This window comes from Gammaproteobacteria bacterium, assembly GCA_029882975.1.
Lineage (GTDB): Bacteria > Pseudomonadota > Gammaproteobacteria > SZUA-152 > SZUA-152 > JAJDNG01.
Map to the genome: position 1 here is coordinate 106,693 of JAOUJW010000014.1, position 14,122 is coordinate 120,814.

General features: G+C 48.6%; 12 protein-coding genes. 4 read left to right on the plus strand and 8 right to left on the minus strand.

Features of this window, described 5'->3' with window-relative positions; translation table 11 throughout:
* Nucleotides 1-3: 3 nt before the first annotated feature.
* Nucleotides 4-840, minus strand: coding sequence for a hypothetical protein (locus OEY58_12120; protein MDH5326198.1), 837 nt, complete (start codon nt 838-840; stop codon nt 4-6).
* Nucleotides 841-1,031: 191 nt separating this feature from the next.
* Nucleotides 1,032-1,904 carry a hypothetical protein gene (locus OEY58_12125; protein MDH5326199.1) on the minus strand — a complete coding sequence of 291 codons (873 nt, stop codon included), beginning with the start codon at nt 1,902-1,904 and terminating at the stop codon, nt 1,032-1,034.
* Nucleotides 1,905-2,140: 236 nt separating this feature from the next.
* Between OEY58_12125 and OEY58_12130 the strand changes: the two genes are divergently transcribed.
* Nucleotides 2,141-4,912, plus strand: a complete 2,772-nt coding sequence (locus OEY58_12130) for a tetratricopeptide repeat protein (GenBank protein MDH5326200.1) — start codon at nt 2,141-2,143, stop codon at nt 4,910-4,912.
* 3 nt (nt 4,913-4,915) lie between these two features.
* Here OEY58_12130 and OEY58_12135 read toward each other — a convergent pair whose 3' ends face one another.
* From OEY58_12135 to OEY58_12150, 4 genes are all read right to left on the minus strand, one after another.
* Entirely contained in the window at nt 4,916-5,707 is a 792-nt protein-coding gene (locus OEY58_12135) for a DUF3047 domain-containing protein (GenBank protein ID MDH5326201.1), read from the minus strand.
* A complete protein-coding gene (locus tag OEY58_12140) occupies nt 5,664-5,957 on the minus strand; it encodes a Rieske 2Fe-2S domain-containing protein (GenBank protein ID MDH5326202.1) in 294 nt (97 codons plus the stop codon). Before OEY58_12140 ends, OEY58_12135 begins: the two co-directional genes overlap by 44 nt.
* 73 nt (nt 5,958-6,030) lie before the next feature.
* On the minus strand, nt 6,031-6,639 hold the full coding sequence (locus tag OEY58_12145; GenBank protein ID MDH5326203.1) for a YqgE/AlgH family protein: 609 nt from the start codon (nt 6,637-6,639) through the stop codon (nt 6,031-6,033).
* A gap of 18 nt (nt 6,640-6,657) precedes the next feature.
* Nucleotides 6,658-7,521 carry a diguanylate cyclase gene (locus tag OEY58_12150; GenBank protein ID MDH5326204.1) on the minus strand — a complete coding sequence of 288 codons (864 nt, stop codon included), beginning with the start codon at nt 7,519-7,521 and terminating at the stop codon, nt 6,658-6,660.
* A 336-nt stretch (nt 7,522-7,857) separates the two neighbouring features.
* Between OEY58_12150 and OEY58_12155 the strand changes: the two genes are divergently transcribed.
* Nucleotides 7,858-10,668, plus strand: a complete 2,811-nt coding sequence (locus tag OEY58_12155) for a class I adenylate cyclase (protein ID MDH5326205.1) — start codon at nt 7,858-7,860, stop codon at nt 10,666-10,668.
* Between the two features lies 1 nt (nt 10,669).
* On the opposite strand, the gene OEY58_12160 is transcribed toward OEY58_12155, so the two are convergent.
* The gene (locus OEY58_12160; protein ID MDH5326206.1) at nt 10,670-11,329 is read right to left on the minus strand and encodes an alpha/beta hydrolase; all 660 of its coding nucleotides are present in this window, start codon (nt 11,327-11,329) and stop codon (nt 10,670-10,672) included.
* 358 nt (nt 11,330-11,687) lie between these two features.
* Here OEY58_12160 and lysA point away from each other — a divergent pair, with 358 nt between their 5' ends.
* Nucleotides 11,688-12,932 carry a diaminopimelate decarboxylase gene (gene lysA, locus OEY58_12165; protein ID MDH5326207.1) on the plus strand — a complete coding sequence of 415 codons (1,245 nt, stop codon included), beginning with the start codon at nt 11,688-11,690 and terminating at the stop codon, nt 12,930-12,932.
* A gap of 42 nt (nt 12,933-12,974) precedes the next feature.
* On the plus strand, nt 12,975-13,658 hold the full coding sequence (locus OEY58_12170) for a class I SAM-dependent methyltransferase (GenBank protein ID MDH5326208.1): 684 nt from the start codon (nt 12,975-12,977) through the stop codon (nt 13,656-13,658).
* Nucleotides 13,659-13,954: 296 nt separating this feature from the next.
* Here the strand turns inward: OEY58_12170 and OEY58_12175 are convergent.
* The coding region (locus OEY58_12175; GenBank protein MDH5326209.1) for an IS110 family transposase at nt 13,955-14,122 on the minus strand (168 nt) is incomplete at its 5' end.

A 14,122-nucleotide genomic window follows, 5' to 3' on the forward strand; every position in this document is an offset into this window, starting at 1 on the left:
TGCCTACCATGTGTAACTGGTGCTGACGCCATCCACCGTCACAGTGTAGCCCGAGCAACTGGTGAATTCCACATCAATTGCAGTATTGTTATTGTCTACAATGGAGATGGCTCCGGTAGAGGGGGCGAGATTACTACAGTTGTACACCAGTCCTTGAATGGTGCTTACGGATGCCGAGCCATATAGCGGGTGAGATACAGTACCGTTGATAACAAAGGGGTCTGCAGTGGTACCGCTGCCTGTTAGGCTGAAATCCAGCATTTCATAGTCAACGCCATCACTACCGGTAAATGGCATGGAGACGACCAAGGAATTGTTCGATATCTCAAAGCTGCCGGTGTATGTGATGGTTTCGCTGACTTCGTTTCCCGTCGTGTCTGTGCTGGTACGAGTGACGCTGAGGTCTTCCAATCCCAACGACAAGTTGGTAAGGCTTAACGTGAAACTAATCAAGCCGTCAACAGTAATGGTTTCGCCTCCTGCTTGGACGCAGTACTGGCTGAAGACTAGTCGACTGGTTTGTATATCCACAGATCCGCCGCAAGGTCCTGTAAAAATCGCTGCCGGGCTGAAGCTGGAGTCGGTTTGAAGAGGAGAGAATGCGCCCAGGTTGTTCAAAGGTAGTGAGTTGGTTAATGTTTCCACTTTTACAAAGGCATCTACGCTTTGCAATACTGTTTGAGTCATTGCTTCCGGCTTTGGCTTTGGCGGTTGTTTAGAAACGCCTAAACCGTCAGAACCGCCGCAGGCACTAAGTAAGAGAGAGAAAAAGACTGATAGCGCAAGCCAATAGGCGCTCTTGATCGAATGAGTCTGATCCAGCTTTTTGATGATAATCATAACCATCTCCATGTGAGTTAGAGAGAAGAGATATGTTCGTAATGAACAACGTGTGGTTAACGATTATATAGTTTGTCAAAGCAGAGGCAAGGCTTAAGGTGCGAAGTAGAAATCAGGGTTAGTAAGAAAGTACTAAGTGACAAGAGGGGAAAGAAATACCGGGCGCAGTTGCGCCCGGCATTGTTGCTGTTTTACCAGTTGTGGATGACAGCGCCTGTGCCACCGCTAACTTCAACCGTGTAGCTATTGCAATCATATGTGATCGTGGCCATGCTGCCGTCTCCACCCGTGATGGTCATAATGCCACTCAAGGGGCCGGCGCAAGTGGTGTCGTAAACCAATCCTTGAGGTGTCGCAATGTCCACATAACCATGATCCGCATGATAGACACGTCCGCTGACGGAGAATGGGCTGAGATCGGTGCCGCTACCCAGAATACTAAAGCCGACGATTTGGTGAACTTTTCCATCAACGCCTACCCAGCGAACGGTCATGCTGACGTCACCTGTTGTGTTGTTAATGGTCATGGTGGCGTTAAGCGCCATGTAGTAGCCGGCATAGCTCACGCTCAGATTGACCATTTCTACGGTTACAATCGGTTCATTAACCATGTAACTGATGTAACCGTTAAACACCATGTTGCCCAGTGTGTTGACAACGCAATAGTTGTAAAAATTTATAGTTCCGGACGTTTGTGTGCCTCGTAGTTCCATATAGCCGGGGTTACTGGGGCAGTCACCATTGGTCCGTTGAGTGATGCCGGCGGGAAGTTCTGTACCGCTGGTTTGTTGATTGGATATGATGGAGTTGACTTGGTTCATCATGGCTTGCATGAGGCCGTTGTCTGCGGATACAGCGCCCAAAGGCACGTTTTCTGCGGAAACTTGGGCATCCACACCTTCCTGGGCGCTGATGGCCAAGGCTTGGGCATTGTTCTCATCAATGCCGGCTCCAGTGGTCACTCCCGTGTATTGCAGGCCGGTGGGTTCACCACTGCCGCCACCACCGCAGGCGCTGAGAGTGATGGCAAATAGACCGACAAAAATTAATTTTAATAAATTCATGGAAACCCCTTTATTTGCTAGGTCATGGAATGGGAAAACTCCCCATATTAACAACGGACAAATCGTTAAACTTCTTTAACAATTAACGTCAGCTCCAGCGATGTCCGTCCATTTGGTGGCAACAGGAAATGAGTTTTTTCTTTTGTTCCGGTACAGGCGAAAACTTGCTTTTTAAATCTGAGACTTACACAATACTGAAATAACATAAAAACCCTGACGGAAACAGAGGATAAAGGATGGCACGGATCTTCAAGCATTTGTTATTTCGCGGTTTATTCTTAGTATTTCCGCTTCTATTATTTAGCCCACCACTACCGGCTCAAGAAAAATCCATGCAGGTACTACAGAGCTCTTTGTTTGCCGCAGAGAATAATGCTCAATGGCTCAGCGCCGGTAACATTATTCAGCAACTAGGCAAATCCGATATCCGCAAAAAAGATCTGCAAGCACATGAAGTAAAAATGGATCTGACGCGAAGCCAGTCAGATCTGGCGGAGATTTTGTTTGATCAAGGCAAAGCCAATCTGGCCTTGGAAGTGGTTAACAAAGCGCTGCTAACCGTGCAAGAGAATTACCAGCCCATGGATAGAGGCTTGGTTCAGTATTTATTATCTCGTCAAGTCTACTACGATCGCGCGGCGCATCCGTCGCAACCCTCCGGTCTTTGGTGGCAGTTGCGTCAGGACTTGGATAAAACCCTGCAACTCTATTTGTTACCTTTGTTGTCTCTGTTTTTGCTCTATGGCGTTTATGTCGCCTATCGCGCACTATTTCACCCTTACCGTGCGCCGTTTTTGGAGATAGCGCTGGAGGATCACCTTAGCGACAGCGATCCGAATCAGGCTAACAACATATTATCTCAGGAGTTCGATCAATACTTAAAGCGAGTGGTCAGCGAGATTAACGATGATGCTGAGTTGGATGGTCTGGTCAATGTGGATGGTAGCGGCTTGGTCAGCATGACCGCGGGTAGGCGTACCATGGGGATTACCCAATACTTGGATTCCACTCCCATTCAAATTGGAGTCATCAAGCTAACCCCCAAAAGTATTGTTGAACTGTTGAGTTACGCATTTCGAACCCGAGGTCAATCGGTAGTGACCGGTGCGCTGCGCCAGGAGCAAAACGGCGACTATGTCCTGCGCCTGGAGAAAAAACCGTTGAATAAGAAGGGGGCGCAATTAGTCATTGATGGGCGAGCACAGAACCGGGGCCAGGCCATTCGTCAGGCTGCAATGCAGTTGGTGGTGCACGAGTCTAGCTCAACGGTCACTCGAGACTGGCGCAGCTTGGAAGCTTTGGTTAATGCAAAAAACATATTGCGCGACCAAATTGAATACTCGTTAGCACAAAGAAATGATCCAGGTACCGAGTCCGCCCCATTTAACAGCATCCTGGATAAGTTGCAAGGTGCGCGACGTTTGTTACAAAAATCACTGGCGATAGACCCTTCCAATTGGGTCGCCCGGTTCCGTCTGGCCAATGTGTTACGCAAAATCGGCGATAATCGTACGGCTCTATGGCAATACAGTTATGTGCTGGACCTGCTTTGTAATCAGGATCACAGCCAAAACAAAAACCTGTTTGCTTATGTGCGTAGCCAGCCCTTGTTTCCTTTGCAGATCTTATACAATAAGACCACTTGTATGGCACGCATGGGGGCTGACTGTATGCGTTCTCCTGACCCGGAACAACGTCAAAAAGGATTTACCTATGTGGCCATGAGTATCGATGATTTACGTTTGCTGGCGTTTAATATCGCCCGCTTTTGCCCCGATGATGCGATAAAGCAACCGCTGGATAATGCTGTTGCTGAGATTGACGCCGTCAAATCCGTATTGACGCTGCATTGGGATTCCATCAGTCCCATTGATAAATCCGTACAGCAAATGGATGCGCTAAAACAAAATCTGTATGAACACCTGGGTTTGTCCAGGAAAGCTCGGGGCGAAGCGAAAAAGGTGAATTTGTACCAAGAGAAAAAAGCCGTCAAGGATCTAATTTACCAAATCTATTCAGGCTTGATTTCCTCATTAGCCTGGTTTTACGAGTATCCAGCTCATGCTCATGGCGCTGAGCAGCAGCAAGCTTTGTTTGACGCCATTGTGCGTTTGGAACAGTGGTTTTACGACTTGCGTTTAGAGCTGGATGATGAAAATCGCAATGCCTACGCTTATTCCCATGCTATTGCGCACAACGCAGTGGGGAGATTGAACTATCTGAAAGTCAGGTATTTATTGGAACAAGACGCGGTGACCACGGCCCATGAACACAAGGACTTCAAACGCAGTTTTGAAACAGCCGAGAGTTTTCTGCGCTGGGCTATTGGCTATCATTTGCCGGCCGGGTTTGCAGACCCTTACATAAATCTGGCAGCGCTCTATATCAAGGCCCTGGATTACAATTCGGTGTTGGTGTACTTACCACCGGAATGGAAAACCCGAACCGAAGCGTATTTGCAACAGGCGATTCGTTTAAGTCCGAACAATTCTAAAGCCTACTATCTGCTGGGCCGTTTGTACCAAAGTCGGGTGTTTGAAGATCGGCTATTACCGGGCCAAAGCAACTCGGCAGATTCTTTTTTTGCCAAAGCGATACAGCAGTTCAATCGGGCCGGGGAAGATAGCTACAGTTATTATCGCGCCGGTCAGCTTTATGCCGAAAGAGGTGATCTGGAAACAGCGGTTGTTAAATTGACGCAATGTTTGCGTATTTACCGTTACTATGATGTTCCGCACCAATTGTATTTAAACGTGCAAGCTCAGTTGTTGGAACAACAATTGGCCTCCTTGAATGCTGCGGATACAAAACAAATGGAGCAGTTTCGCAAGACGTTGAATGGCGTGGTGGAATTGTGTACTGATATTAATGAACACTGCTTTGTGGGCGATGGTGATTCGGAGAAATGCGGACCATTATTGGAGCGAGGAGAAATACAAGCCATTACAGAAAGGCTGATACAGCTGGATCGAAAATCAAAAGATCTATCTGCGCAAACATTGTCCTAAGGGCTATTCGCTGCTGAAATAGATGGGGCCGTAGTACGCAGTTGCGCTTTGTCCTGAATTGTCTGTGTCAGTCATAATGGCCACTGCATCCAGTTCTTGTGCGTCCAGTTGAAGATACCGGGCCAGGTCTTGCAGCACATTGCGTTTATGGTGGACCCAGCGCTTGGCTTGTTGGTTGCCGCTATCCACTGCAAGCATATGCGCATTGGCCGTGAACGCGTTGGGCCAGTGGCTGCCGTTGGCTTGATGGCTGGACCAGACGTAGTTCAATGCTCGGGTTTTCCAAAACCAAAAACCGCCGGAAACCACGACATAAATGCGGGCGACATAATCATCACCGGCTTTGCTTGTCTCATTCAGGTTCTCCAGCGTGTTATCGATTTTCCAGCTCCAATTAATGTAAGGAGTTTGAGTCAGATCTACACGAATTTCGCGGAATAAGCCGGAGGCGCTGGCTTTGCTGTGAGCCTTAACGGCGACAGGGTCATGAGATAGATCGATATTGTAAACGCTGTGACCGGAAAAACTTTTTTCCTGCCATTGGCTCAGGTCAGTCGGATTCAGTATGTGTAACCGTCGCATCGGTTTTGCACGGGGTGCGGGTTCTTTGCTCGCTGAGGGCTGCTCATTAGCTAAAGGCTTTTCATCAGCTAAAGGCTCTTCATCAGCTAAAGGCTTTTCATCAGCTAAAGGCTTCGCTGCGACTATGTGGGCTGCAAGCAGTAAGTACGGCAGCAACAATGTCTTGCTGTTACAAAGTTGACGCCAGGGCAGCGGGGTCCACATAGAGAGCATTGTCCTTTTCCGTTAGGGTGACGGGTGTGAGGCTTCTTCCCACGCAGGGGCCGCGGATACACAATCCATCTTCCACTTGAAACAAGGCACCGTGCATGGCGCACTGAATGAATTCATTTTCATAGTCCAGAAATTGATCAGGTTGCCAGTTGAGACTCACGCCGGTGTGGGGGCAGCGGTTAAGGTATGCAAAAAAACGTTGTGCTCGCTTGATGATAAACAAGGCGGTTTCGTCACCGTTCACGGTCAGGGTAAATTCGCGGCAATCGTTGTGTTGCCAACCGTCCACATAACACAAGTATTGCACTTTCAGTTGCTTCTCTCTAGATCCAACGCCCGGACCAGGACGTAAACAATTTTTTCCACAAATCTTTGTGGTTTTGAAAAATAACTTGGTGGTCCGCCTGGATAACCAGCCAATCGCCCCGAGAAATCTCGTTTTCCAGTTGCCCGGGAGCCCAGCCCGAATAACCCGCAAAGGCACGGATGCGGTCTGCATTTTGGTTGGCGAAGCCATGAGCTACCGCCCGGCTACCTGCGGAAAAGTACAGATCGGGTAAGATTTTTTGCATGGTATCCATGCCTGCTTTACTGGACACCAATACAAAAATAGATTCCGGTTGCACCGGGCCGCCTAAAAACAGCTTATCTTCAATGTGCTGCATGGTTTTTGTATGAGGGAACACATCTTTGATACGCCATTCCGATTCACGATTTACAGCGATACCGGTGGCGCCGCGACGGCTATAATGGGTGACAAGAATAACAGTTTTCTGGAAGCTGGAATTATCCAGCTTTTTGGTGGAGACCAGAAAAGCTCCCCGGCTGAGGTTGTTGGTGCCGGCTTGAGAGTTGGTAACCGGGTTGGCGACAGCGGCTGTCAAGCTCAACAGCAGGCAGAGCGGCAGCGCCGAGACTCGCAAGCGGCTCATAAACGGCCGACGCTCGCTTCAGCAGTCCTGAACGCTGCCCGCTCCCCGACTTTTTGCCACTTCCAGGCTTTGTTTGGCATTGCGTAACAACAATATGGAGTCATTACCTTTCTCCCAGGCGGCTACTCCCAGACTAACGTCCAGACTGAATGGCTCATGGCCCTTGTAGTGAATGGTGAGCTCTTGAATACGGTCATTGAGTTTTTTCGCCAGATGGACCGAAGAAGGTTTGTCCGTTTCCGGCAAGATAAAAATGAATTGATTCTCTCCACTGCGGCACACCAAATCTGCCCAACGTAATTGGTCTTTGAGTAAGAAGCTCAATTCCTTGACGCAGTAATCCACCGCGTCCTGGCCGTACTGGTCTTTCACCACATCCAGGTTCATGACATCCATTGCGATGACAGACAGGGGATTCTGATAACGGCGGCTGCGTGAGACCAGGGGTTCAAGATTTTGTAACATGGCGCGTTGGTTCAGGAGGCCACTGACATGGTCAATCGTGGAAAGCTCATCCAACTGGTTTTGTAATTGGTCGCAACAATCTTTTTGTTCCGTGATATCCGTGTAGGTGCTGATTTTAAAAACGGTTTTATTGGGGCCGGGAACATTAATCTCATGGCGTTTGAGCCAGCGTGCCGGTTTTTCTTTGTCCACGTGAAATACGTTTTCCTGATCATCCAATGAGTGGAAATGGGATTGTTCAAATTTCGGTTTGTTTTTACCCTTGAGCAAATCGATGTTAGAGCCGGTAAAATCCTGGAAGGCTTTGTTTCCCCATTGAATATTGTCGTCAATATCGGAGATCAAAATTCCGATGGGCATATCGTTGAGCATTTCTTGAACGATTTCAGCCGGCAGGGAAAGATCTACTGTTGTCATGTTTATTGCCTCCGCGTAAACCACCTTAGCTACACACAAATTATAGCCATAAACCGGCTATTACCTTTTTTGCCTACCCTTACTGTAACTGGCGTTGTTACAGTGTTGCTTGCTCCAGGTTAGTCCGAGGGTTGGCCCCATCTCCTGATATTAAGATTCTGTTTTTTATCATTTTTAATACTATAAACATTTTTCCTCCCAGTAAACAGGCAAATGACTTAAAACGACTGTAAAACGTTTTAAATATATCCCTACATTAGTCGATGAATAAACAGAGATTTTGAAAAGACAGACTTTTTGTATACGGAGTGTACGGGCCAGGAGCCTCTCCAACCTATGGATATTAACGTCAAGGAAATTAAGTCTCGATTTATGGCCATAAATCGGGAACGTCTCAATCGCGCTCGTGAGACTTTGAGCTGGCGTCAGCGGGACTTTTTGGACTTATTACCCATATTTTTTCATTTGAATCATCCCACGTTACCGGGTTTTGTTTCTCGCAACACACCCTCGGGTATTCCTCAGTACAGCCCCAGTGCTCAGGGTTTGCGCGCTCTAAAATCGATTTCTAAAAGTTTCAAATATCAAAAGCGGGCTCAGGCGGTTTATGACATTTTGTCCATATTTCTGATGGGCAGCGCCGGTACCATTGCGTATTCGAAAAACAGTGACTTTGATATCTGGCTTTGCCATCGGTCTGACATTAGCGTAGAGGAAAAGCGCGAACTGCGCGAAAAGTGCAGCGCCATTGAAGTATGGGCTTCCTCTCTGAGTCTGGAAGTACATATTTTCCTCATAAATCCCGCCGAATTTCGCAACGGCGAGGTCACGGAACTTAGTTCGGAAAGCAGTGGTTCGGCACAATATCACCTATTGTTAGAAGAGTTTTATCGTACCAGTATGTTGCTGGCAGGGCGCTATCCCATATGGTGGTTAGTGCCGCCCAGTGAAGAAAGTAACTATGACCAGTGCGTTGAAACCCTAATCACCAACAAATTTGTACCGGAAAACGATGTGGTTATTTTGGGGGGCTTGTCCCACCTGCCAGCCGAAGAGTTTTTTGGGGCGGCCCTATGGCAGCTTTATAAAGGCATTGATTCACCTTACAAATCGGTATTAAAAATAATGCTCATGGAGGCCTATGCCGAGAATTTTCCCGATTCTCAGCTATTGAGTTGGGACTACAAGCAAATGATTTACAACGGTGAGACCGATGTGGATATATTGGACCCTTACAGCATTTTGCTGAAAAAACTCGAAACCTACCTGGTCCAACGCCAGGAATATGCTCGTTTGGAACTGGTGCGACGTTGTTTCTACTTTAAAGTAAAGATTCCTCTGAGTAAGCCTGGCGACGATTGGCGCCGTTCACGTTTAGCGCAACTGGTAAAAGAGTGGCGCTGGTCTCAAGCTCAAATCAGTTTATTGGATCAGCGTTCCAATTGGAAAATTCACCAGGTTTTGGGTGAGCGACGGGTTTTGGTGGACGAACTCACCCAGAGCTACTTGGCGCTATCGAAATTTGTTCGGGAAAAAATTAACCTGAGCAGTATCTCCCAGAAAGACTTGAATATCTTGGGCCGCAAGTTATACGCGGCCTTTGAGCGTAAGGCCGGAAAGATCGAACTGGTGAACCGTGGCGTGTCCGCCAATGTGTTTGAGCGCAAACTCACCTTGCGACAAGTGGTGGGCAAGGATGGTTCTCAAAGCTGGGCTTTGATCAATGAATCCACCAGTTTGGCGCAGGATACTATGGTGGCGACCTTAAAACGTGGCCACAGCGCACTGGAGTTGCTGGCTTGGTGTCACTTTAACCGTCTTATTGATCATGCCACTATGATTATACTGGATGCTCCGCAAGGCGTTTTGGATATTCGGGAAGTGAAGGCTATCCTGGAGTCCCTGGGGCAAATGGTGCCGGGGGGTTGGGTGCCAAAAGTCGCAATGGAAGATTACGGTAAACCGCCCGCAATCAAAACCGGCGGTTTGTTCGTCAACGTAGGGCAAGATCCGCTGGCGGCTCACTCAAAGCTGGGGGCCGATATTATTTCCGATAAGTCAGATGTGCTTAACTATTCCGGTTTTTCCTTTAACCTGGCCCTGTCTTTTGACTTGCTGTTTATTAACAGTTGGCAGGAAGTGTTGACCTACCGTTACACCGGGGACAACAGTTTGATGAATTGTTTATGTGAGTATTTGCGCTTACATCGGTATTCGCCGGACCCGGTTGCCTTTAAGTTGTCGGTGTTCAGCTTTAGCTCGGCGCACAGCTTTGCCATAGCCAATCGACTGGAAAAACTGTTTGCCGACGTGGTGCTGGCTTTTTACCACGGCGGACGGCCGCAAAAAGTTCGTTATGTATTGGAGGTGGAAAAAGCGTTCTATCTTTTACGTATGGACGGTGATGGTTACACTTATGAGAAAGCGGTAACACCGGCGGAAATGTATGAGCTTCTGTCTAAACCGCAGCTTGAATATGTACCCATAGTGCTGGACTCCAGCACATTATCAGATACGGCTTTTCCGGCATTGTTGAAAAAGAACAAGAAAAACCGAGTGCAGTTGTTTTATGAGCCGGCGCAGGATTCGGTGAATGTCTACGTGCTGGACCATCACGGTTCTGTATTTTATCAGGTCATGCCGTACCACGATGATTTTGCACTACTCAACCAGTTTACTTTGTTTTTTGAGTCCTTGGCTAAGCGCTGTCATGGCGGTGCTAACGATGGCCTGGGTGTTGCTTTGCAGGAACCGGAATTTTGTCGCGTGGATCTGGTGCCCGACTATGGAAAGGGTTATAAAGCCCAATTCGAACGCAAGCTGGTGCGACCGGACAATACCAAACGCAGCTATTTTCATGTGCAGGTTATAGGTGAAGTTGTGGAGCAAAAAACCAACTTCACAATCTATTGTAACAATAAAGAGTTTAGCTCTTGGGATCACGGGATGCAGTTGTTCGAGAAAGTTGCGCTGACGGTGTATTTGTTGCGACAAAGCGGAGAGAAATATCCCATTTATATCACCGATCTGGATTTATCGCCGGAATTGTTGGAGGGCGAAAACTCCGGCGGAGTTCAGCTAATCGAGTATTTAAGATACAAAGAACGGATTGAAAACAAGTTAAATCAGGCGCTTGCAGAGTTGTAGACTAGCCTAAACACGCATTAATCCAAAGGCCAATTTCCTCAATTTCTTCCAGGCAAACACTGTGTTCCATTGGATAGGTGTGCCATTGTACCGGGTAACCCATGGACTGCAATTGTTGCTGTGACATATCCCCGGCTTGGATCGGTACCACCGGGTCATAACTGCCGTGAGCCATAAAGATGGACGTTTGGTGGTTGGCTTCATGGGCTTGTGTTGCTGCCGTATCAGCCAGGGGTAAGTAGCTGGACAATACCATGATGCCTCCCAAGGGTTCGGAAAAGCGTATGCCGGTGTGCAGGGCAATAGCGCCCCCCTGGGAAAATCCCGCCAGGATAATGCGGGTGCTATCTATGCCGGAAGCCTTTTCTTTTTCAATCAGCTGTAACACCGCTGCCTGGGATTGTTGAATACCGGATTCGTCCTGTTGCTCCAATAGCATAGGGGTCTTTATGTCATACCAGGCTCGCATGACAAATCCATTGTTTAGGGTTACCGGCTGCTTAGGGGCGTGGGGAAATACAAATCGAATCCGGTTTAAGTCCTTAAGACCCAGCTGTGACACAATCGGGGCAAAATCATTACCGTCGGCGCCCAGGCCGTGTAACCAGATCACGGCGGCATCGGCCTCATTACCGGATTGGATTTCAATGGTTTCCAACATTTTTGTTCCCTTGTCGTGTGCTTCAGATTCACTGGCATTCTAGCAGGCCGGGCTGAAAAATTCCCTTACCATCTAATAGAAAAGTTGCAAAAAGATAGGGTTAAACAGCGGATTTAGGTATACTCGCGGCTTCAAATCAATCATGGAGGTGTTTGTGATGCAGTCCGTTAAAATGCTCGTGCTGGTGATTTTAGCTGTCACCGTCCTGCTCTCGGTGTCTGCATGTGGACGCAAGGGAAAGTTAGTTAAACCACAAGTTCCTTCGCTGCCGACTCCGGGGCATATGCACAACCCCTCCGCACCGTAAGGTCCAATAGTTTTTTGTAAGCAGTCACGTTAATTTATTGGCAAAGTAAAGATGGATCATTTTCAGTATAAGAACGGCGTATTGCACGCCGAAGATGTGGACTTAAATGAGATAGCCCGGCAAGTGGGTACTCCGTGTTATGTATACTCCCGCGCCACGCTGGAACGGCATTGGCATGCCTTTGATGACGTGTTTAAGGGCGTAGACCATTTGCTTTGCTATGCCGTAAAAGCCAATTCCACTCTGGCCTTGTTGAACCTGTTTGCGCGTAAAGGATCCGGTTTTGATATTGTCTCCGGTGGTGAGCTGCATCGGGTTGTTAAGGCCGGGGGGGATCCGAGTAAAGTGGTTTTCTCCGGAGTAGGTAAATCTGCCGATGAAATGCGTCAGGCCTTGGAAGCGGGTATTCACTGCTTTAACGTAGAGTCCATTCCTGAACTGGAGTTGCTTAATCAAGTGGCAGGAGGCATGAGTAAAAAAGCGCCTGTCTCTTTGCGTATCAATCCGGATGTGGATGCCAAAACCCATCCATACATTTCCACCGGCCTGAAGGAGAATAAATTCGGCATTGAATTTGGTGAAGCCATGAACGCTTATGCCCAGGCAGCCAAAATGCCGCATGTGAATGTTGTGGGTGTGGACTGCCACATTGGTTCACAACTGAGTGCCATCGCCCCCTTTGTGGACGCCCTGAAACGCTTGTTGGCTTTAATTGATGAACTCAATCAAGCCGGTATCCAGCTGCAACATGTGGACGTGGGTGGCGGTCTGGGAATTACTTATAAGGACGAAATTCCGCCACAACCTGCCGAATATGCTCAAGCCATTCGCGGTGAGTTGCAAGGGCGCGGCCTAAACATCGTCTTGGAACCGGGTCGGGCCATTGTGGGAAATGCCGGTGTTTTGTTGACTCAAACCCACTATTTGAAAATGGGAAAGCACAAGAATTTCGCCATTGTCGACGCGGCCATGAATGATTTGTTGCGTCCGTCTCTTTACGGCGCCTGGCAGGACATCGTGCCGGTCAATCCACGAAAAGGCGAGGGCAGCGAGTATGATGTGGTGGGGCCGATTTGTGAAACCGGTGATTTTCTCGGTAAAAACCGTCAACTCAATTTGCAAGCCGGGGATTTGCTGGCGGTTCGATCCGCCGGGGCTTATGGCTTTACCATGAGCTCCAACTACAATACCCGGCCTCGGGCTGCAGAAGTTATGGTGGACGGAGCCAGTACGCACATTATACGCGAACGGGAAAACCTGGATGATCTACTACGGGGCGAACATTTACTGCCCTAAGCTCTTCCAAACCCAATAACGGGGAACGCAAAAGGAGCTCAAATGGAGCGTGTCGCAGAACCTGAATTGATGCAGCAAGCCGAACAAGTCAAGGCTTATGCCCAGGCGGATTTCAGTGAACCTCACAATCTGTTTGTACACGCGGTACTGCAAAATTTCGATGAATTTACCAACCCGGAACAATACAAGGGTACGCTGTTGGATCTGGGCTGTGGTTCCGGCGATATTTGTCGACGGATGTTGGCGCAACTCCCCAGAGCTTATATGCATGGCGTAGACGGCTCTGCCGCTATGCTGCAATGGGCCGAAAAACTAAGCGAAACGGCGGGTTGTGGTCAGCGCCTGTTGTGGCTCTACGGACGGCTTACCGAAATCCAGTATCCCCAACCCCGTTATGACGCCGTGATCAGCAACAGCCTGCTGCATCATCTGCTGGACCCGCAGGATTTGTGGCTCACCATACAACAAAGAACAGCGCCCGGTGCGCCCATTTTTATCATGGACTTAACCCGCCCCGACGACGAAGCCCAAGCCAAAACCCTGGTGCAAACCTATGCGGCAGATGAACCGCAAATACTGCAGCACGACTTCTACCATTCCCTGCTGGCAGCCTACACCGTAGAAGAAGTACAACAACAACTGGAAATTGCTCAACTGCAACACCTGCAAGTCCAAACCTGCAGCGACCGCCACCTCTGCATTAAAGGCCGCATGCTGCTCGATTAAAACCAACTCCGCACTTCGTTAGGTCATCACCCGTAGTTTGTAGATACCATCTTACTCACTACACAGCAACTCCAAAAGACAACGGTGTTTCGTTGTACTTGCGGGTGAGGCGAGTAGAACTGGGGCATGGGTATTCCCCAACCGCGGAACGCCGTGAATACGTCCCTGGAGTCGTGCTGCTGACGTCCGCTTTTGGGAAACACCCATACCCCACTGTTGAACCACCATCGAAAGGGCTGGGTAAACGAGATAGTTTTTTGTAGACACCATCTTCCTCACTCAATCACAAGCCCCCGCTAGAGGGTTTGCGGTTGATAGTTAGCTTGGTGTTTTAAAACACGAAAGCAAATCTGAACGAGCTTACGCATGGCGGCACACAAAGCAGACATTTTGGTTTTTCCCTGCTTTAGCAGTCGCGTGTATTGGGCTCTTATGTCCGGGTTGTGCTGGGTTGCCACCACAGC